This is a genomic window from Natronomonas halophila (assembly GCF_013391085.1).
Classification (GTDB): Archaea; Halobacteriota; Halobacteria; order Halobacteriales; family Haloarculaceae; genus Natronomonas; species Natronomonas halophila.
The window spans coordinates 3,120,747-3,140,329 of sequence record NZ_CP058334.1; the positions used below are offsets into that span (position 1 = coordinate 3,120,747).

The 19,583-nt window shown below is 63.7% G+C and carries 19 protein-coding genes; 10 read left to right on the forward strand and 9 right to left on the reverse strand.

The window, feature by feature from the left end; all coding sequences use genetic code 11:
- The first annotated feature begins 96 nt into the window (after window positions 1-96).
- Window positions 97-639 carry a CBS domain-containing protein gene (locus HWV23_RS16540; RefSeq protein ID WP_178291702.1) on the forward strand — a complete coding sequence of 181 codons (543 nt, stop codon included), beginning with the start codon at window positions 97-99 and terminating at the stop codon, window positions 637-639.
- On the opposite strand, the gene HWV23_RS16545 is transcribed toward HWV23_RS16540, so the two are convergent.
- The gene (locus HWV23_RS16545) at window positions 636-1,004 is read right to left on the reverse strand and encodes a DUF555 domain-containing protein (RefSeq protein ID WP_178291480.1); all 369 of its coding nucleotides are present in this window, start codon (window positions 1,002-1,004) and stop codon (window positions 636-638) included. The genes HWV23_RS16540 and HWV23_RS16545 overlap by 4 nt on opposite strands.
- 277 nt (window positions 1,005-1,281) lie before the next feature.
- Between HWV23_RS16545 and HWV23_RS16550 the strand changes: the two genes are divergently transcribed.
- The 3 genes from HWV23_RS16550 to ligA all read left to right on the forward strand — a co-directional run bounded on the left by HWV23_RS16550 (window position 1,282) and on the right by ligA (window position 4,097).
- Window positions 1,282-1,464 carry a hypothetical protein gene (locus tag HWV23_RS16550; protein WP_178291481.1) on the forward strand — a complete coding sequence of 61 codons (183 nt, stop codon included), beginning with the start codon at window positions 1,282-1,284 and terminating at the stop codon, window positions 1,462-1,464.
- 40 nt (window positions 1,465-1,504) lie between these two features.
- Complete coding sequence (psmB, locus tag HWV23_RS16555; RefSeq protein WP_178291482.1) at window positions 1,505-2,224, forward strand: archaeal proteasome endopeptidase complex subunit beta; 720 nt, start codon at window positions 1,505-1,507, stop codon at window positions 2,222-2,224.
- Window positions 2,225-2,444: 220 nt separating this feature from the next.
- Window positions 2,445-4,097, forward strand: coding sequence for an ATP-dependent DNA ligase LigA (gene ligA, locus HWV23_RS16560; protein ID WP_178291483.1), 1,653 nt, complete (start codon window positions 2,445-2,447; stop codon window positions 4,095-4,097).
- Here the strand turns inward: ligA and HWV23_RS16565 are convergent.
- Window positions 4,094-4,339 carry a hypothetical protein gene (locus HWV23_RS16565; protein ID WP_178291484.1) on the reverse strand — a complete coding sequence of 82 codons (246 nt, stop codon included), beginning with the start codon at window positions 4,337-4,339 and terminating at the stop codon, window positions 4,094-4,096. The two genes, ligA and HWV23_RS16565, sit on opposite strands and share 4 nt — an antisense overlap.
- A gap of 93 nt (window positions 4,340-4,432) precedes the next feature.
- Between HWV23_RS16565 and HWV23_RS16570 the strand changes: the two genes are divergently transcribed.
- Window positions 4,433-5,170, forward strand: a complete 738-nt coding sequence (locus HWV23_RS16570; protein ID WP_178291485.1) for an MBL fold metallo-hydrolase — start codon at window positions 4,433-4,435, stop codon at window positions 5,168-5,170.
- A gap of 15 nt (window positions 5,171-5,185) precedes the next feature.
- Here HWV23_RS16570 and HWV23_RS16575 read toward each other — a convergent pair whose 3' ends face one another.
- From HWV23_RS16575 to HWV23_RS16600, 6 genes are all read right to left on the reverse strand, one after another.
- Window positions 5,186-5,449, reverse strand: coding sequence for a hypothetical protein (locus HWV23_RS16575; RefSeq protein WP_178291486.1), 264 nt, complete (start codon window positions 5,447-5,449; stop codon window positions 5,186-5,188).
- A gap of 43 nt (window positions 5,450-5,492) precedes the next feature.
- Window positions 5,493-6,392, reverse strand: coding sequence for a hypothetical protein (locus HWV23_RS16580; protein ID WP_178291487.1), 900 nt, complete (start codon window positions 6,390-6,392; stop codon window positions 5,493-5,495).
- 40 nt (window positions 6,393-6,432) lie between these two features.
- Window positions 6,433-7,539 carry a DNA topoisomerase IV subunit A gene (locus HWV23_RS16585; RefSeq protein WP_178291488.1) on the reverse strand — a complete coding sequence of 369 codons (1,107 nt, stop codon included), beginning with the start codon at window positions 7,537-7,539 and terminating at the stop codon, window positions 6,433-6,435.
- Window position 7,540: 1 nt separating this feature from the next.
- Window positions 7,541-9,940, reverse strand: a complete 2,400-nt coding sequence (locus tag HWV23_RS16590; RefSeq protein WP_178291489.1) for a DNA topoisomerase VI subunit B — start codon at window positions 9,938-9,940, stop codon at window positions 7,541-7,543.
- Window positions 9,941-10,084: 144 nt separating this feature from the next.
- The gene (locus tag HWV23_RS16595) at window positions 10,085-10,600 is read right to left on the reverse strand and encodes a CNNM domain-containing protein (protein ID WP_178291490.1); all 516 of its coding nucleotides are present in this window, start codon (window positions 10,598-10,600) and stop codon (window positions 10,085-10,087) included.
- Between the two features lie 56 nt (window positions 10,601-10,656).
- On the reverse strand, window positions 10,657-11,445 hold the full coding sequence (locus tag HWV23_RS16600) for a ZIP family metal transporter (protein ID WP_178291491.1): 789 nt from the start codon (window positions 11,443-11,445) through the stop codon (window positions 10,657-10,659).
- A 76-nt stretch (window positions 11,446-11,521) separates the two neighbouring features.
- On the opposite strand from HWV23_RS16600, the gene HWV23_RS16605 reads away from it, so the two are divergent.
- The 4 genes from HWV23_RS16605 to trpB all read left to right on the forward strand — a co-directional run bounded on the left by HWV23_RS16605 (window position 11,522) and on the right by trpB (window position 17,879).
- Window positions 11,522-12,067 (forward strand): mechanosensitive ion channel domain-containing protein, encoded by a 546-nt coding sequence (locus HWV23_RS16605; RefSeq protein ID WP_178291492.1) that lies wholly within the window; start codon window positions 11,522-11,524, stop codon window positions 12,065-12,067.
- Between the two features lie 149 nt (window positions 12,068-12,216).
- The gene (gene gyrB, locus HWV23_RS16610; protein WP_178291493.1) at window positions 12,217-14,136 is read left to right on the forward strand and encodes a DNA topoisomerase (ATP-hydrolyzing) subunit B; all 1,920 of its coding nucleotides are present in this window, start codon (window positions 12,217-12,219) and stop codon (window positions 14,134-14,136) included.
- Window position 14,137: 1 nt separating this feature from the next.
- Entirely contained in the window at window positions 14,138-16,651 is a 2,514-nt protein-coding gene (gyrA, locus tag HWV23_RS16615) for a DNA gyrase subunit A (RefSeq protein WP_178291494.1), read from the forward strand.
- Window positions 16,652-16,715: 64 nt separating this feature from the next.
- Window positions 16,716-17,879 (forward strand): tryptophan synthase subunit beta, encoded by a 1,164-nt coding sequence (gene trpB, locus HWV23_RS16620; RefSeq protein ID WP_178291495.1) that lies wholly within the window; start codon window positions 16,716-16,718, stop codon window positions 17,877-17,879.
- A gap of 17 nt (window positions 17,880-17,896) precedes the next feature.
- Here the strand turns inward: trpB and rocF are convergent, their stop codons facing one another.
- Complete coding sequence (gene rocF, locus HWV23_RS16625) at window positions 17,897-18,796, reverse strand: arginase (RefSeq protein ID WP_178291496.1); 900 nt, start codon at window positions 18,794-18,796, stop codon at window positions 17,897-17,899.
- Between the two features lie 216 nt (window positions 18,797-19,012).
- Between rocF and HWV23_RS16630 the strand changes: the two genes are divergently transcribed.
- Window positions 19,013-19,552, forward strand: coding sequence for an HTH domain-containing protein (locus HWV23_RS16630; RefSeq protein WP_178291497.1), 540 nt, complete (start codon window positions 19,013-19,015; stop codon window positions 19,550-19,552).
- The last annotated feature ends 31 nt before the right edge of the window (window positions 19,553-19,583 follow it).

Consider the following 19,583-nt stretch of genomic DNA (forward strand, 5'->3'; position numbering starts at 1 on the left):
TCGTTATCGCATACGGCCGCTGGCCCCGTGTTGGTATTTCAATGCTCGGTCGGGGGAAGGTTTTTGTATAACTCAAGGTTATTGTCGGATATGGGTATGGACCTGCCGACGCCGGCGGACCTCCGGGAGCGGCGGACGAATCTCGGATTGACACAGAGCGACCTCGCCAACCGGGCTGACGTCTCACAGCCGCTTATCGCGCGTATCGAGGGCGGCGACGTCGACCCGCGGCTCTCGACGCTTCGGCGCATCGTCAACGCGCTCGACGAGGCCGAAAGCGCCGTTATGCACGCGGAGGATATCATGCACGAGGGCGTCGTCACGGTCGCTCCGGACGACAGCCTCCGGGAGGCTATCGACGTGATGGTCAAGGAAGGCTACTCCCAGCTGCCGGTCGTTCGGGACGGCCGCCCGCAGGGCATCATCTCGAACTCCGACATCCGGCAACTGGAGGAGGAAAGCGCCGGGGAGTTGCCGGTCGCCGACGCTATGCGAGAAGCGATTACGACGGTCGAACCGACCGCCACGATGGACGAGGTAAACGCCCACCTCAATCATCAGGACGCGGTGATGGTCGTCGAGGACGGACAGCTACTGGGTATCATCACCGAGGCGGACGTCGCCGCCCATATGTCCTAGTTGTCGGGTTCTTCGACTTCTTCTTCCTTCTCGAAGGTCTCGATGACCTTCAGCGGCACGTCCCGGAGGGCGCCGCCGACTTCGCTTTTGGCGATACGGGAGGCGTGTTGGTCGCTGTCCGCGTTGAAGACCTTCATCTCCAGCAGGAGACCGACGAGTGCGGTGTCGGCGGCGATGAAGGCCGAATCGAAGGCCTCACCGCAGGCGGGACACGGCGTCGCGCCGACTTCGACCTCGACGTAGTCCATGTCGGCGTTGTTGAGGCGCTTGCCGGCCTCGCTGACGGCGACACCGATAGCGTCGTCAATCTCTTCGACATCACGGACCAACCATGCGGCTTCCATCGCGACGACGTAGTTGCTCATATACGTTGCAAACGGTCCGTGACGGATAGCCCTATTGTTTCCGGCCCGACCTTCCACGAGCGCACGTGACCCGAATCCTCGCCATAACTTATGAGAATCCCCGCTCGTAGGTACCTACGTTATCCGTTCCTGTAGCCTCGTTCACGCTTTGAGAGGGTACCAACACAAGCGTAGTTGAATCGCAAGAGGGCGGCGGTGCTGTCCCTCATAATCTATCATACGATTCGCCGATACGAGGAGAAGATATTTATATACCCAACGGATTGGGACTGTCGAGATGGCATCCCAGGTGTACCGGGCGTTCGTCTTCGCTCTGTACCAGTTCAGCATCGTCCTCGGTATCGCACTCCTCCCCGTCGCGCTGGCGACGAGCAGAGTCGGCTTCACGCTTCCCATCGGTCGTATCGTCGACCGACTCGGCGCCGCGTACGAAAACGCGACACCGGAAGCGACGGCCTGACCGAAAGGATTTATCAGCGGTCGGTTTCTACCAGCAGGCAATGCGACAACCAGATTCCTCCCTGCCGCGAACCGGTCAGGACCACACGCTCTCGCCGTACGAACCCGAACTCGGCGAGGTCCCCTCCAACGACCTCACCGCGGACGACCTCGAAAGCGTCAACAAAACCGGGACGACGACCATCGGCATCTCCACGTCCGAAGGCGTCGTCATCGCTACCGACATGCGTGCCTCCCTCGGTGGCCGCTTCGTCTCCAACAAGGACGTCCAGAAGGTCGAACAGATCCACCCCAACGCCGCCCTGACTCTCGTTGGCTCCGTCGGCGGTGCCCAGTCCTTCATCCGTTCGCTTCGCGCCGAGGTCAACCTCTACGAGGCCCGCCGTGGCGACGACATCTCCATCGAGGCGCTGGCCACCCTCGCGGGCAACTTCGCCCGCGGCGGTCCCTTCTTCGCTATCAATCCCATCCTCGGTGGCGTCGACGACGACGGCCACCACGTCTACTCCATCGACCCCGCCGGCGGCGTCATGAAGGACGACTACACCGTCACCGGCTCCGGCCTCACCGTCGCCTACGGTACCCTCGAACGCGAGTACGAGGACGACATGACCAACGAAGAAGCCAAGAAAGTCGCCGCCTCCGGTATCAAGGCCGCCGTCGAACGCGACACCGGCTCCGGTAACGGTGTCTTCCTCGCTACGGTCACCGACGAAGGTGTCGACATCAAGGGTCACAAGAACTTCGACGACGTGCTCTAGAACACCCTCTTTTTACTCCCTCGGGTTTCCTCGCTCGCTTCGCGCGCTGCGGGAACCTCTCGGTCGCAAAAACGTGGGGAAAAACGTAGCCGGCGGCTCACTCCGTTCGCCGCCGGGAACCGCTCGCACGCCTTCGGCGTGCTCGCGGATGCTTTCTCTCTATTCTGCCTCCTATCTCGATTCGCACCTTTTAATCAGGCCACTCGCATAGGGGAAGGCGATGGAATTCGCCGAGTTCGCCGTCCGTGCCGCCGAGATGGAGGAAGAGCCTGCGGACCTCGAAACCATCGGCTTGGTCGCCGAGTTGTTCGAGGACGCGGGCGAGGACCTCGCTATCGTGACGCGGTTCGTTCAGGGGCGCGTGTTTCCGGCCCACGACGGCACGAAACTCGATATCGGTCCGAACCTCTGCTATGGGGCGCTGGCGAAGGCTGCCGGGCAGAACGTCTCGGCCGACGATATCGAGGACCGACTGGCAGAGGTCGGCGAAATCGGCGCGGTCGCGGAGGAACTCGATTTGGGAGGCCAGCAGGGCCTCGCCGCCTTCGGTGGTGGCGGCAGCGATGCCCTGACCGTCGCCGAAGTGGACGACACGCTCCGGAGTCTCGCCGCCGCTGCGGGCTCGGGCAGTACGGATACCAAACTCGATACGCTGTTCGGCCTGTTCAACCGCGCCGAACCGCAGGAAGCGCGCTTCCTCGCCCGACTCGTCTTGGGCGAGATGCGCGTCGGCGTCGGCGAGGGGACGGTTCGCGACGCGATAGCGGAGGCCTTCGACGTACCGACCGACGCCGTCGAACGCGCGATTCAGGTATCGAACGACTGCGGCCTCGTCGCCGAAACCGCTCGCGATGAGGGCGAAGATGGACTGGCGGACGTTCACCTCGAAGTCGGCCGGCCGGTTCAGGCCATGCTCGCGCAGGCTGGCACCGCTGTCGACGCCCTCGAAGAATGGGAGGAAGCCGCCGTCGAGACCAAATACGACGGCGCCCGCGTGCAGGTCCACCACGACGGCGAAACGACGCAACTCTTCTCGCGAAACCTCGAGGACGTGACCGACCCGCTGCCCGAAGTCGTGGAGTTCGTCGACGACGAACTCGACGTGCCCGCAATTTTAGACGGCGAAGTCGTCGCCGTCGACGAGGAGGGCGAACCCCTGCCGTTTCAGGAAATCCTCCGGCGCTTCCGTCGGAAACACGACGTGGCGGCGGCCCGCGAGGACGTGGCGGTCGAACTGCACGCCTTCGACTGTCTGCACGCCGACGGCGACGACCTGCTGGACGCACCGCTGGTCGAGCGGCACGACCGACTGTCGGGCCTGCTGTCGGAGGGCGTCTCCGAACTCGTCGTCACGGACGACGCCGACGAAATCGCGGATCTGGAAGCCGATGCGCTGGAGGCGGGCCACGAGGGCATCATGCTCAAAAACCCCGAGTCGACCTATACGCCGGGCAACCGCGGGAAGAACTGGCTGAAGCGCAAACCCGACGTCGAAACGCTCGATTTGGTCGTCACCGGCGCCGAGTGGGGCGAAGGCCGCCGAGCGAACCTGCTCGGGACGTTCCTGCTTTCGGCCCGCGACGGCGACGACTACGAGACTATCGGCAAGGTGGCGACGGGAATCACCGACGAGAAACTCGAAGAGTTAGACGGGTTGCTGGAACCGCACATACGTTCGGAATCAGGCACCGAGGTAGACATCGCTCCCAAAATCGTCTTCGAGGTAGGCTACGAGGAAATCCAGCGGTCGCCGACCTATTCGTCGGGGTACGCGCTTCGCTTTCCCCGATTTGTCGGCGTCAGGGAGGACAAGAACCCGGCCAACGCCGACAGTCTCGACCGCGTCGAGCGACTGGCCGAGGCCCAGCGCTAAAGCCGCGATTCGAGGTCGTCGAGTCGCGCTTCGAGTTGTTCGAGCCGTTCGACGACGTCCGCGAGGTCTGCTTCCTCGGCCGCGTTCTCGTCGACGCGTTCGATACGGCGTGCGAGTTCGTTGTGTATCTCCCCTGCTGCTTCCCGATATTCGTCGAGTTCCTCGACCGCCGACCCGCCTCCGTGCCCCCGACATCCCTCTACCTTGGAGACGTGTCGTGCGAGTTCTTCGTCACTCGCCATACTCTCAGATAGCGTAACCCGATATATAAATCCGGGACACCGTTCGACTATCGAAACCGCCGGGCTTGAGGCGGGCCCCCACGTAGAGAAAGTATGCTCAACCACGACGGCCTCGATATCGCGTGGCTCGGCTACGCGACGCTCCGACTCGACGACGCCGACACGGTCGTCTACATCGACCCCGGCCGATACGGCGTCCTCGATGGCTACGAGGTTTGCTCGCGGACTTCGTCCGCTCGCTCAAACCGGGACCCGCCGGGTCCCGCGGGTGACGTCATCTGCGTCTCCCACGACCACCACTACGACACCGACGCCATCCGGAAGGTCGCCGACGACGACGCCACCGTCGTCCTCTTCGAGGGCATCAACACCCATCTCATCGACCGCGACGTCGAACGACCGGCCGACCTGCCCTACGACATCCGGAAGGTCGACATGGAAGCGGACATCGCCGTCGACGACGCAATCATCCGAACGACCGCCGCCTACAACGAACCCGACGGCCCGCATACCCGACCGACCGGCGAACCGTATCATCCCGAGGGCCGGGGCTGTGGCTTCCATATCACCCTCGACGGCGTCTCGGTCTACTGGCCCGGCGACACCGACGTACTGGATGGCCACGAACACCTCGACGTCGACGTGTTCTGCCCACCCATCGGCGGCACGTTCACGATGGACCGCCACGAGGCTGCCGACCTCGCGGAGGCAATGGACCCGAGCCTCGTCGTGCCGATTCACTACGACACCTTCGAGGCCATCGAAACCGACGCCGAGGCGTTCGTCGAGGACCTCGAATCGCGGGACGTACCGGTCGCCCTCGATGGCTGAATCGGACGGCTCGTTTCAGAGAACGAACCCAACGACGAGCAGGAGAACACAGAAGACGGCGACGGCGAATAGAATCCGAAACGCCAGCGAGACGTAGGGTTCGTCGCGGACGAGGCTCCGGTCGGCGTTTTTCGGGTCCAGCAGGCGTTCCCGAAGCGCGAGCAGCGAGTAGCGTGACCGGTCGCTTCCCTCGTCTGGAAGCAGGTTCGCCGACCCACAGACGCACGTCTCGGGGGGGTCGTCATAGACTCGGTCACAGTCGCCGCAGCGCCACTTCACGGGCGTAATTCGAGTCGGGGCGAGAAAAGCGTATGGCCGACAGTCACGGCTCGGGGGTGTCGGATTCGACGTCGAGGACCTGCGTCTCGCTGACCTCGCCGTCGGCGTCGAGCGTCTCGATTTCCACCGTCGACGGCATCGCTTCCGGTTCCGTGATGTCGACGCTCGCCGTCCAGGCGGTTCGGAGGCACTCGCCCCGACGGAATCGGGGTGCCGTTCGAAGCCCGATTGTCGCTGTCAGTCGGTCCCCATCGGGTTGTAGGTCCGAGAGGAACGGATGGTAGTGTTCGGCCGGAAGCGTCCGCTGGCCGCTGAACGTCAGGTGGACGTTCGTCCGGGCTTCGGCATGCGTCTCGCGGTCCTCGCAGATGAGCGGTCCCGCGTTGAACCGCGCGTCCTGAACCGGCGAGCCGTATTCGATTTTATCGGACGATACTCCGAAACTCTCGAAGTCGACCATCTCGTAGTCGTCGGGAGAAACTTCGCCGTTCGGCGTCCCGTCAGAAAACGTCGAAACGGTCGTCGATTCGTCGAAGCCCGTCCGGTATTCGTCGAATCGGAGACCGACCACCTTCGGAAACCGGTCGCTTTCGAGCGTCGCCTCGCGGCGTACCGTGGCGTACTCCCCACAGTCGTCGGATTTTCGGGCCGCTTCCGGCACGTCGCTCCACGTCAGGTCATCGACCGGTACCTCCGTCAGCAGGGCGCCGTCACGACCGAACAGCGCCAATGCTGGCGCGAGGATACCGTAGCCCTCCCGAGCGAAATTGAAATTCACCGTCAGTTGTGCATCGACGCGCCAGCCGTCCGTCCGCTCGATAGTCGTCGGTTCGACGTGGAAGCCGACGCCGGTCCACGTCTCGCCGCAGGGCGAACAGCCGGCGAGCGCCGGAGCAACGCCGGTTGCAGCGAGCGCAAGCACCTGTCGCCTGCGGAGGTTCATGGACGGGCCACGAAGGCCGACTTAAAAAGGATTCAGCCGATTACAGTACGCCCATATCCGTGAGGCGTTCGGGGAGGTAGGTGTCAGTCACGAAGTCGAGGCCGCGGGAGGCAAGCGCCTGCTGTTCGGCCTTCTTGCCGATATCGAGCTGGAGTTCGATTTGTTCGGTCCAGTAGTCGTCCTGGAACCGCGGGTCGTCGAGTTCGCTTTCCAGCGCGTTGATGTCCGAGTCGCTGAGCGGGTCGGTCGGCAGGTCGTACTCGACGATGTCCGCCGGCTGGATGCCGATGTATTCGGCCTCCGGCGTCGCGAGGTACTCCGAGAGGTGGGCTGACTTGATAGAGCCGTAGGAGACCGAGGCGTAGATGCGGTACGACCACGGGTCGCCGTCACAGAAGACGACCACCGGCAGGTCGAGTTCGTCGTGGAGTCGCTTCGTGATACGGCGGGTCGCCCGTGCGGGCTGGCCCTTGAGGTGGACGATGATGGCGTTGTACTCCTCGTCGAAGCCGTTCTCGACGAGACGGTCGCGCATACCACCGGTCTCCACGCACAGCACGAAATCGGCGTCGTTGTCGAGGAACTCGATGGTGTCAGGGTTGTTCGGAATCTGGTAGCCCCCCTCGCCGACGTCCTTCTGGCAGTGGATTTCCCGCTCGCCGCGGCGGGTCTGCTCACGGAGGAACAGCGGGCCCATAATCGTCGCCCCGGATTCCTCCGGGCGCATGTGGAAGTCCTCGCGGGTGACGTCGGAGACGATTTCGAGGTCCTCGACCAGTTGGTTGGATTCGTCCTGGCCGTTGAACTGCGCGCGCTCCTCGTCCCACGATTCGGAGAGGTAGTAGAGCTCACGCAGGGTCGACGAGCGGCCCTCCTTGAGCTGGTTTTCGAGGAACTCGATGGTGTAAATCGCCTTGAGGAGCTTCTGGGCGCCGCTGACGGTATTTGCGGAGCGGGTTGAGGTACGGTCGCCGTAGACCCAGACGTCCTTGTCCTCGTCGAAGACGATGTTGCTTTTCGTCCGGGTCGGGATTTCCATGGTCGGAACGTCCCCCTCGGCGAACTGGTCGTAGAACTCGCTTGCGAGGTCGATAAGCCGCTCGCGGGCGAGGTCGTCCTGAATCTCGTAGTCGTCGTTTGCGCTCATGTTATGCGTTGATGGTCAGCCGCTCGTTTTCGATGCCCTCCACGGAGACGTCGAAGTCGGCGTCGCCGTCGATGTCGTATTCGAGGGTCGCTTTCTCGCCGCCAGAAACCGTTGGGGACCACTTGAGGAACCACTCGCCGTCCATTTCGACGACGGTGGCGTCCTCGTGGTCGCCGGGGTCGGCGGTGACGATCTCCGTAATCTCGGGGTCGACGTTCGTGTCGCCGTGATTGTGGATGGTCAACTCCACCGTCGAACCGTTGACGGACCGCTCGATGAGCACGTTGTTCATGATGCGTGCCAGCGAGTCGTCGATATCGAGCGGTTCGCGGTCGGTCACCTCCGACAGTTTGTCGGCCATCTCCGGCAGGATGTCGGCGATGACGTTCTGCTTGCGGCGGCGCTTTTCGAGGGACTGCTGCTTGCTGAGATAGGAGTTCATCTCCCGGCCGGCCTCCTGCAGAGCCAGTCGGAGTTGCTTCTCGATTTCGGGGATGTTGGCGACGGCGTCCTTCGATTCGCTGGTGAAGGGGACGCTCGTCGAGGCGACGTGGGCCATGATGACCGCAGGCCCGCTCGGCATCCCGGAGCCGCCGGGCTGGTCGAGGCCGTAGTTCCGCCAGTTGACGTCCTTGATGACGTCGACGGTGGCACAGGCGCCGCGCTGGTAGACCAGCGGAACGCGGTTGGCGAACCGGAGGATTTCGGCCGAGCCCTCGGCGGACAGGTCGCCGCCGTAGGCGATGCCCACCTCGACGACGAAGGGGTCGCCGCCGTGGACCGCCGCATCGCGGGTGACGGAGGTGTAGAAGTCAGCCTCGTATTCCTTTTCGAGGCCGGCCTGCACGAGGTCCTCGGAGATGGGGGCCAGACAGTCGGTCGGCGGCGCGAGGATGTCCGTCTCGCGCATCGCTTCGAGGAACTTCGCGGCGGTGTCCCGGTCGTCGGCGACCGAATTGACGTTCGGCACGTCGTCGGGAACGCGGGCGGCCTCCGACCAGAAGGCGTCGACGATGTTCTCGCGGGCCGTGTCGCCGAAACTGGCGTCGTCCCGGTCTTCAGTCATGTCCGCCGCACGGTCGACGAACTCCCGGAGTCCCGACTGCGTGACGCGGTTGCGCGTGTCTTCCTGCTCGTCGAACTTGTCGGCGAGTCGGCGGGCCATCCCTTCGACGGCAGCGTCGTCCTTGCGGGTCGTGGTCGCCTCGTCGACGAGTTCGTAACAGTCGGCGCGGCGGTCGACGATTATCCCGTCCCACGCGGCGTCGACGGCGTTGTCACGGACCGTGGACCCGAACGTCTCGTCGAACTCGTCTTCGACGTCGTCGGCGAGTTCGTCGGCGAGTTTGGCGACCTCGGTGTGGGCGATGCGGTCGTGGTCCTTGATTCCGTCGGCAAGTCGCTCGGCGAAGGCTTCGGTGGCGTCGGCGCTTTTGTTCGCGACGGCGTCGGTGACGGCGCTTTCGATGTCGGCGTCCTCGTGGGCCTGCGGCGGCCGCCAGGCCATCTCGCGACCGAAGTGTCGGTCTCGGAAATTGTCGACGACTTCGTCGGCCGTCTTGGCGCCCACGCGGGTGAACTCGCCCTGCAGGAACCCGGAGATAGAATACGAGTCCGTCGCGTCGAGCATCTTCAGAAGCGTCCCGAGTTCGACGCCGTGGGGGTGTGGGCGGATTTCCTCGGTTTCGGGCGGCAGTTGGTCGGTCGCCCGCTCGAACTTGAAGGACTCCTTGGGTTCGTGGAACTCGATGCGGGCGTGCGGATTGACGACCGCCGTGTACTTGATGTAGTCGTGGAGTTGCTGGCGGGCGCGCATGTTGCCCTCCATCTCCAGTTCGATGCGGGTCCCGTGGGGTCGTTCCCACGATGCGGACTCGTCGACGTCGATTTCGGGTTCGTTGGTGTCCGTATCGATGGTTAACTCGAAGTACTGGGCGTCGCCGCCGTTCTCGGTCTTCGAGGTGATTTTCGCGGGCTTGCCGGAGGTGAGCTGCGAGTAGAGGACCGCCGCGGAGATACCGATACCCTGCTGGCCGCGGGTCTGCTCGCGGGCGTGGAACCGGGAGCCATAGAGGAGTTTCCCGAAAACTTTCGGGAGTTGCTCTTTCGTGATGCCGGGGCCGTTGTCCTCGATGGTGAGCCGATAGTAGTTGCCCACCTCTTCGATTTCGACGTAGATGTCCGGGAGGATGCTGGCTTCCTCGGTGGCGTCTAAGGCGTTGTCGACGGCTTCCTTGACGGCCGTGACGAGTGCCTTGGCCCCGCTGTCGAAGCCCAGCATCTGCTTGTTCTTCTCGAAGAACTCGGCGATGGAGATGGAGCGCTGACTTTCGGCCAACTGCTCGGCCGTCGCAGGCTCGCTACCGCCGCCTTCCCCGAGTTGCGACTGAAACGAGGTCATTCGTTTTGACGTAAATCCCCACCCACGTAAAACCTCGTCGCTACCGGAGTGAAAGTGAAACCGGCCGACAGCACGCCTCCGATGACGGATGTCGGACAGATCGGTAACTATACGGTATATAAATGAATCCGGCGATGCGTCCGCTCAATCGGTGTACGGTTTCTCGATATCCGGGTCGACGCTGATGAGTGCGTTCATCCGGCGCGTAATCGCGTCGAAAAGCGAGATGAGCGGCGACAGCGCGCGTTCGACGAACCGGACGGGCGAGGCGATGGTCAGCGACCACTGTTGAGCGTTGCCGAGGCCGTAGGCCTTCGGCACGATTTCGCCGAAAATCAGGATGAGGAAACTGGTGATAACCGTCGTCACGGCGACGCCGGGGCCGGCCGAGAGGCGACTGGTGATGAGGACGGTCAGGATGCTCGAAATCGCGATGTTCACGACGTTGTTGCCGACGAGCAGCGTCACCAGCAGGCGGTGGGGGTCATCCCGGAGTTCCTTCAGGACGTCCGCACGGGGGTCGCCCGAGGCCGCCTGCTCGTCTATCCACTGGGTCGGCAGCGAGAAGACGGCCGTCTCGGAACTGGAGAAGAAGGCGCTACAACAGAGGAGTAGAACTGTCGCCACGATTCCGACAACCGTTATTGAGGCGCTTACCATAGGAACCGGTTCACGGCCGTGGTGAAAGAAGCCACTCACTCAGCAAAGCGTCCCTTCTACACCACGACGGCGGCGTCGACGACCACCAATATCGCGAATCCCACGAGGAAGGCCGCAGTGGCCTCGTCGGCGTAGCCGTGGCCGTGACTGGAGGGAACCATCTCCCGGAAGACGACGCCGAGCATAGCCCCGGCCGCGAAGCCGGCAGCAATCGGGAAGACACCCTGTGCGACGGAGACGAGACCGTAGCCGAATATCGAGGCCGCGACCTGCGGGACCGCCCCCGAGAGGGTCGTATAGAGGAACACGCGGACGCCCGAGACGCCCGCCTGACTGACGGGGATGGCGAAGGCGAAGCCGTCGGGGACGTTCTGGAGGCCGATGACGATGGCCAACACGAGCGCGACGTCTTCGAGGCCGGAGGCGAAGGCGATGCCCATCGCCAGTCCCTCGGGCGCGTTGTGGAGCGTGATGGCGCCGCCGACGAGGACGGCCCGGCGGATGCGGTCGTCGAGACTCGCGTCGCTTGAGGTATCCTCGGCGCCACCCTCGCCCCGCCAGCGCGTGTACCGGACGTGGAGATGCGGGATGACGCGGTTGCCGGCCAACAGCGTGAAGCCGCCGATGAAGACGCCGGCCATCACCGCCGATAGGGTTCCCTGTTCCATGCCCGGGATGATGAGGCCGAACACCGACGCGGCGACCATGATGCCGCCGGCCAGTCCGAGGGCTGCATCGTAGACCCGGTGGCTGATGCGCGCGCCGAGCAGCGTGGGCAGCGCGCCGAGGCCGGTCAGCAGTCCCGCGACCGTGGTGACCAGCAGCATCGTGAAAAACGCCGACATTCCCCGGAACGTCGTCGCGCCATCGTATAAATCATGTCGGGGAACCCTTTTGCCGCAGGGCTCCGGGAAGGCGGATATGGTGGCTGATTTCGTTCTCCGAATCGTCGACAGTACGATTCGCGGGCTCGTGAGTGGCGTCGAGGCGGCGCTTCCCCGACTCGTTGCGGGCCTCGTTTTCGCCGCCGTCGCCTATCTCGGGGTGCGGCTCATTCTGGCGGCCCTCGGCGCGTCGCTCCGTCGGTACTACGGGGAGCGACAGGAACTGGTCGCACAGCTTTTCGTCACTGTCGTCGGCATCTTCCTGTGGTTCGCTGCGGGATTGACGTTCCTGAAAATCGTCGGAATGGGCGATATCGCCGCCAGCCTCGGGACGGCCGTCGGCTTCATCGCCTTGGGCGTCTCGTATGCGCTCTCGGAGATGATCGAGGACACCGTCGCTGGCGTCTATCTGCTCCGGGACCCCGACTTCGAGGTCGGTGACGAAATCAAGGTCGGCAGCACGGAAGGGACCGTTGCGGCCATCGAACTGCGCAAGAGTCGGTTCACGCTCGAAAACGGTGATACGTGGATCGCCGCCAACCGAAAGGTCGAGGCGGAATGGACGAAACTGGCCGAGGAGTAATCGTCCAATACGGTCGGTAAGTCGGCGTTTCGATGCGCCGCAGTAACCGGGTTCCACTCGCCGAATAGCCTGCTTCATCTTCGCTCACGCGCGGGCGCGTGTGGGGGTTTTATACCTGCCCGGTGGCTAGGGGTGGATAGATACTTCAGATGTCTCAGGATAGTGAATACAGCGCCGGGCAGATACAGGTGCTGGAAGGACTCGAAGCAGTCCAGAAGCGCCCGGCCATGTACATCGGGTCGACGGACGCCCGTGGTCTCCATCATCTCGTCTACGAGGTCGTCGACAACTCCATCGACGAGGCGCTCGCCGGCTACTGTGACACCATCGAGGTCGTCATCAACGACGACAACTCGGTGACCGTCAGGGACGACGGCCGCGGTATCCCCGTGGAAACCCACGAGGAGTACGACCGCTCCGCCGTCGAGGTCATCATGACGGTCCTCCACGCCGGCGGCAAGTTCGACAGCAAGTCCTACCAGGTCTCCGGCGGCCTCCACGGCGTCGGCGTCTCCGTGGTCAACGCCCTCTCGAAGGAACTCGAGGTCGAAATCAAACGGGACGGCTACGTCTGGCAACACCGCTTCGACCACGGCGAACCCCAGGGCGAACTCGAACAGGTCCGGGAGATGGACGAAGACGAGGAGACGGGCACCGAAATCCGCTTTTGGCCTGACGACGACATCTTCGAGACGGGCGAGTTCACCTACTCGACGCTCCAGTCGCGGCTTCGGGAACTCGCCTTCCTCAACCCCGGCGTCGCCATCACGCTCCGGGACGACCGTCCCGAGGAGATAGAAGAGGACACCTTCGAGTACGAGGGCGGCATCAAGGAGTTCGTCGAATACCTCAACGAGACCCGCGACGTCCTCCACGACGAAGTCGTCTACTTCGAGGACGAGGAAGACGACATCCACGTCGAAGTCGCTATTCAGGCGACTGCGGGCGTGCAGGGCTCGATTCACGCCTTCGCGAACAACATCAACACCCGCGAGGGCGGGACCCACCTGACCGGCTTCAAGACCTCCCTGACGCGGGTCATCAACGACTACGCCACCTCGAACAACATGCTGTCGGACCTCGACGGCACCCTCAAAGGCGAGGACATCCGCGAGGGACTGACCGCCGTCATCTCGGTCAAACACCCCGACCCGCAGTTCGAGGGACAGACCAAGACCAAACTGGGCAACAGCGAGGTCCGGGGCATCGTCGAGGGGGCCGTCCACGAGGAACTGGCGACCTACCTCGAAGAGAACCCGAGCACGGCCGAAGCCATCGTCTCGAAGGCCGTCGAGGCCGCGAAGGCTCGAAAAGCGGCCAAGAAGGCCGAGGAACTGACCCGTCGGAAGTCCGCGCTGGAATCGACCTCGCTGCCCGGCAAACTCGCGGACTGTCAGACCCGCGACCCCGAGGAGGCCGAACTCTTCGTGGTCGAGGGCGACTCCGCCGGTGGCTCCGCCAAACAGGGTCGCAATCCCGACTTTCAGGCCATCCTCCCGCTTCGCGGGAAGATTCTCAACGTCGAGAAACACCGACTGGACCGGATTCTGGAGAACGACCAGATTCGGAACCTCATCACCGCCGTCGGCACCGGCATCGGCGAGGAGTTCGACATCGAGGAGACTCGCTATCAGAAGATTATCATCCTCTGTGACGCCGACGTCGACGGTGCCCACATCCGGACGCTTCTGCTTACCTTCCTCTATCGACACATGACGCCGCTCATCGAACGCGGCTACGTTTACGCCGCCCAACCGCCGCTGTACCGCATCCGGTACAAGGGCGAGACCTACGATGCGATGACCGAAGCAGAGCGGGACCGCATCGTCGAGGAGGTCTGTGACGGCAACCCCTCGCAGGTCCAGCGGTTCAAGGGCCTCGGCGAGATGAACCCGAAACAGCTCTGGGATACGACGATGAACCCGGAAAACCGGATTCTCAAGCAGGTCACCATCGAGGACGCCGCCGCCGCGGACCGGATGTTCAGCGTGCTGATGGGCGATGCGGTCGAACCGCGCAAGCAGTTCATCAAGGAACACGCCGACGAAGCCGAGTGGATTGACATCTAATATGAGTTCTGAAACACCCGACGCGCCGGACGTTCCGGCAGACAAGGTAGAGCCCGTCCGCATCGAGGACGAGATGGAGCAGTCGTACATCGACTACGCGATGAGCGTCATCGTCGGGCGTGCGCTGCCCGACGCCCGTGACGGCCTCAAGCCCGTCCAGCGGCGCATCCTCTATGCGATGGAGGAGATGAGCCTCACGCCCCGGTCCGGCCACCGGAAGTCCTCCTCCATCGTCGGCGAGACGATGGGTAACTACCACCCGCACGGCGACAAGGCCATCTACGACGCGCTGGCGCGGATGGCCCAGGACTTCTCGCTGCGCTACCCGCTCGTCGACGGACAGGGGAACTTCGGGTCTATCGACGGCGACCCGCCCGCCGCGATGCGGTATACCGAGGCCCGGATGGCCCCGCTCGCTCAGGAGTTGCTGGCGGACATCGACAAGGATACGGTCGATTTCACGAGCAACTACGACGACCGACTGACCGAACCCGACGTCCTGCCGTCGAAGGTGCCGAACCTCCTTCTGAACGGCGCCTCCGGTATCGCCGTCGGGATGTCGACCAACATCCCGCCGCACAACCTCGGTGAGGTCGTTGACGCGGCAATCCACCTCATCGACAATCCCGACTGTTCGGTGTCGGACCTCATCGACACGCCCGAATCGGACGGCTACATCAAAGGGCCGGACTTCCCGACCGGCGCGAACATCGTCAACCGCGAGGGCCTGTGGGACGCCTACACCGAGGGCCGCGGGCGCCTCCGCGTTCGCGCCGACCTCGACGTCGAGTACAGCGAGAAGGGCGGCGACCGTATCATCATCAACGAACTCCCATATCAGGAGAACAAGGCCCGCCGCATCGAGCGCATCGCCGAGGACGTCAAGGACGGCAAGATAGAGGGTATCAGCGACATTCGCGACGAGTCCGACCGGAACGGCATCCGCGTCGTCATCGACTGTAAGCGCGGCGCTAACGTCGATGTCGTCAAGAACCAGCTCATCGAGAACCACCTCGAAAACACGTTCTCGGTCATCTCGCTGGCGCTTGTCGACGAGCAGCCCCGGGTGCTGAACCTGAAGGAACTGCTCGAACAGTTCGTCGACCACCGCCGCGAAGTGGTCCGCCGACGCTCGCAGTTCGAACTCGGCGAGGCCGAGGACCGCGCACACATCCTCGAAGGCCGACTGGTCGCGCTCGACAACGTCGACAGCGTCGTCGACCTGATTCAGAACAGCGAGGACCGCGATGCAGCCATCGGTACCCTTCAGGAGGACTTCGACCTCTCGGAGACCCAGGCCGAACACATCGTTCGGATGCAGTTGGGTTCGCTGACCTCGATGGAGGCCGGCGAAATCCAGACCGAATACGAGGAGGTTCAGGCCGAAATCGAACGGCTCGAAACCATCCTCGGCGACGAAGAGGAACTGCTCGACGTCATCAAGGACGAACTCCGCGAGGTCAAGGAGGAGTACGACGACGAGCGCCGGACCCACATCATCGAGGACGCGGGTGCGGTCACCCGCGAGGACCTCATCGCCGAGGAGGAGGTCGTCGTCGTCGTCACCGAGGACGACTACGTCAAGCGGATGCCGCTGGCCGATTTCGACCCCCAGCACCGCGGCGGCAAGGGCATCATCGGCTCCCGACCCAAGGAAGGCGACCAGGTGTCGACGGTCTTCACCGCCTCGACACACGATTACCTGCTCTGCTTCACGAATCAGGGGCAGGTCTACCGCCTGAAGGTCTTCGAGTTGCCCGAAATGGGCCGGACCGCCCGCGGTACCTCGGCAGTCAACATCATCGACCTCGACGACGGCGAGGAGATTACGGCCGTCGTCAACACGGACGACATCGACGAGGGCTACCTCGCGATGGCGACCGAAGGCGGCTACGTCAAGCGAACCGCCGTCTCCGAGTTCGAGAACGTCCACTCGGGCGGCATCCGCGCCGTCAGCCTCGAAGACGAGGACTCGCTGGTCGACGTCGAGGTGACCTCCGGCGACGGGGACCTGTTCGTCGGTACCCGACAGGGTATGACCATTCGCTTCGCCGAGGAGGACGCCCGACCGATGGGCCGGACGGCCCGCGGTGTCAACGGCATCAAACTCGAAGGCGACGACAAGGTCGCCGGCCTCGTCGCCGCCGAAAGCGAGGACGACCGCGACCTGCTGACGGTCACCAAACACGGATACGGCAAGCGGACAGCGCTCGAGGAATACCGCCAGCAGTCCCGCTACGGCAAGGGTCTCATCGACATCAAGACCGACGAGCGCAACGGCCCCGTCTGCTCCATCAACACGGTTTCGGCGGGCGACGGCCTCGTCATCATGAGCGAGTCCGGCCAGATTATGCGCACCCACGTCGACGAGGTGTCGGAAGTCGGCCGGAACACCAAGGGCGTCGTCGTGATGAAAGTCGATGACGACGACCAGGTCGCTGGCGTCGACGTCGTCCCCGCCGAAGCGATGGACGAGGACGGCGACGCCGACGACGCGGACGGCGACGAGGAGTAACTCCCTCACGTCCCGATTCTGGCCATCCGCCAACTCTTTTATACACCACCGAACAGGTACGGGTATGTCCGATTCCGACGACCACCAGTTCGGCGAGTTCGGCGGACGGTACGTCCCCGAACCGATGCAGGAGCCGCTCGAACAGTTGGCGGGCGCCTTCGAGGAAATCGCCCAATCCGAGGCGTTCAAAGAAGAGTTCCGCCACGCCCTCGAACAGTACGCCGGGCGGCCGACGCCGCTGTTCCACGCCGAGAACCTCAGCGAGGCTTACGGCGCCGATATCTACCTCAAACGGGAGGACCTGCTCCACGGCGGCGCGCACAAGATTAACAACTGCGTCGGGCAGGCGCTTTTGGCCGAGAAGGCGGGCAAGGACCGCCTTATCGCCGAAACCGGCGCCGGCCAACACGGCGTCGCGACGGCGATGGTTGGCGCGCTCTTCGACCTCGATACGGAGATTTACATGGGGAAGAAGGACGTCGAGCGGCAGAAGATGAACGTCTTCCGCATGCGCCTGATGGGCGCGGAAGTTAACGAAGTCACGCGCGGCGGCGAGGGCCTTGCCGACGCCGTCGACGCCGCTCTGGAGGACTTCGCCGAGAACATGGAGGATACCCACTACCTCGTCGGCAGCGTGGTCGGCCCCGACCCCTTCCCGCGGATGGTCCGGGAGTTCCAGTCGGTCATCGGCACGGAGGCCCGCGAACAAATCATCGACCAGATTGGAGGCCTTCCAGACGCCTGCGTGGCCTGCGTCGGCGGCGGGTCCAACGCCATCGGTCTGTTCCACGCCTTCCGGGACGACCCCGTCGAGTTCTACGGCGGCGAAGGCGGCGGCAAGGGCTCCGAATCGACCCAGCACGCTGCGCCGCTGGCCGAGGGCGAAGAGGACGTCCTTCACGGCATGAAAACGCGCGTCATCGGCGAGGGCGTCGACGTCCATAGCGTCTCCGCTGGCCTCGATTACCCGAGCGTCGGCCCGGAACACGCCATGTTCCGCGAGGTCGGCCGCTGTGAGTACCGCGGGATTACGGACGACGAGGCGCTGGCAGCGTTCCGCGACCTTTCGGAACTCGAAGGCATCATCCCGGCGCTCGAATCGGCCCACGCTGTCGCGCTGGCCGGGGAACTCGCCGACGAGGGCGACCACGACACCATCGTCGTGAACCTCTCGGGCCGCGGCGACAAGGACATGCAGCAGGTCGCCGAGATGCTCGAATTGGATTAAAAGAGTATCCGTCGCGCTCAGAGAATCCGCTTGCCGAGCCCGCTGGCGATGAGTTCGACCGCGAGGTCGGCGGTCTTGTTGTGCGAGTCGAGAATTGGGTTGACTTCGACGACTTCCATCGAGCAGACGGCGTCGGTGTCGGCGACCAGTTCCATCGCGGCGTGGGCTTCCCGATAGCTGGCGCCGCCGCGGACGGGCGTCCCGACGCCGGGCGCTTCGTTGGGATCCAGAAAGTCCATGTCGAGGCTGACGTGGAGTGCGTCGACGCCGTCGAGGGCGGCCTCGATTGCGTCTTCGACGATGGGTGTCAGGCCGCGACTATCGACGTCGCTCATCGTGTAGGCGTTCACGTCGCTGCTGTTGATGGCGGTTCGTTCCTCGGCGTCGATATCGCGGAGACCGACCATGGCGATGTTCTCCTCGTCGATGTTGGCCGTCGCCCAACTCTTGTCGGCGAAGGAGCCATGGCCGAGCATCGCGGCGATGGGCATCCCGTGGATGTTGCCGCTCGGCGAGGTTTCGGAGGTGTTGAAATCTCCGTGGGCGTCCAGCCAAAGGAGGCCGATATCCTGTTCCTTGCTCGCACCGCCGACGCTCCCGATGGCGATGGAGTGGTCCCCACCCAACACGAGGGGGAAATCGCCGTCGTTGATGGCGTCGGCGACGGCGCTTTCGACGCGACGGCAGACCCACCGGGTTTCACGGAGGTACTTCGCGTTGCCGCCGTCGGGGCGTTCGGCGTTCGGGTTCCGACCTTCCGGTCGCGGGACGGGCAGGTCGCCGGTGTCGTCGTAGGAGTAGCCGACGTCCCTGACGGCGTCCGAGAGGCCAGCATACCGGATGGCCGACGGTCCCATGTCGACGCCACGGCGGTCCGCACCGAGGTCCATCGGCGCACCGATGACTCGCAGGTCCATATCGACTCCTCCGCCGCCAGCGATAAAAACGGTCGCAATCGTTGCCGGAAGAGTGGGTCCGAAACGCCGGGGGAGGCGAGCGTGTGCGAGTCCGGCCGACCGAATATGGCCGTAGACCGGCCGTACGCGTTCTTCGACGGTACACCGGGTAGAACGCACTCTCAACGGCATCTCCCCACCGTCGGGTTTAAGGATGAAACTACCAAATGCTAGTTTATGTCATCAATCGAGTTGACTCCCAGTCAGAAGACGATTCTGCAGGAACTCGTCAATCTCTACCGGGAGTCCGAAAGTGCGGTTAAAGGCGAGGACATCGCCGAGCAGGTAGATCGCAATCCGGGGACCATCCGCAACCAGATGCAGAGCCTCAAGGCGCTGCAGTTGGTCGAGGGCGTACCGGGGCCGAAGGGCGGCTACAAGCCGACGGCCAACGCGTATGACGCACTGAAGATTCAGGAGATGGAGCAGGCCGCAGACGTTCCCTTCCGCCACAACGGCGAACTCATCGAGGGCGCGAACGTTCAGGAAATCGACCTCACGAGCGTCCATCATCCGGAACTCTGTCGTGCTGAAATCAAACTGCAGGGCTCTATCGCGGACTTCGACGAGGGCGACAAAATCAGCGTCGGCCCGACGCCGCTATCGAAGCTCCTCATCGAGGGCGAACTCGAAGGCAAGGACGACACGAACAACAGCCTCATTCTCACTATCGACAACATGGAGGCGCCCGCGGGCAACGCCGACCCGCTCCACTAAGGCGCCGTTTTCCGTCGGTATAGCAATATTC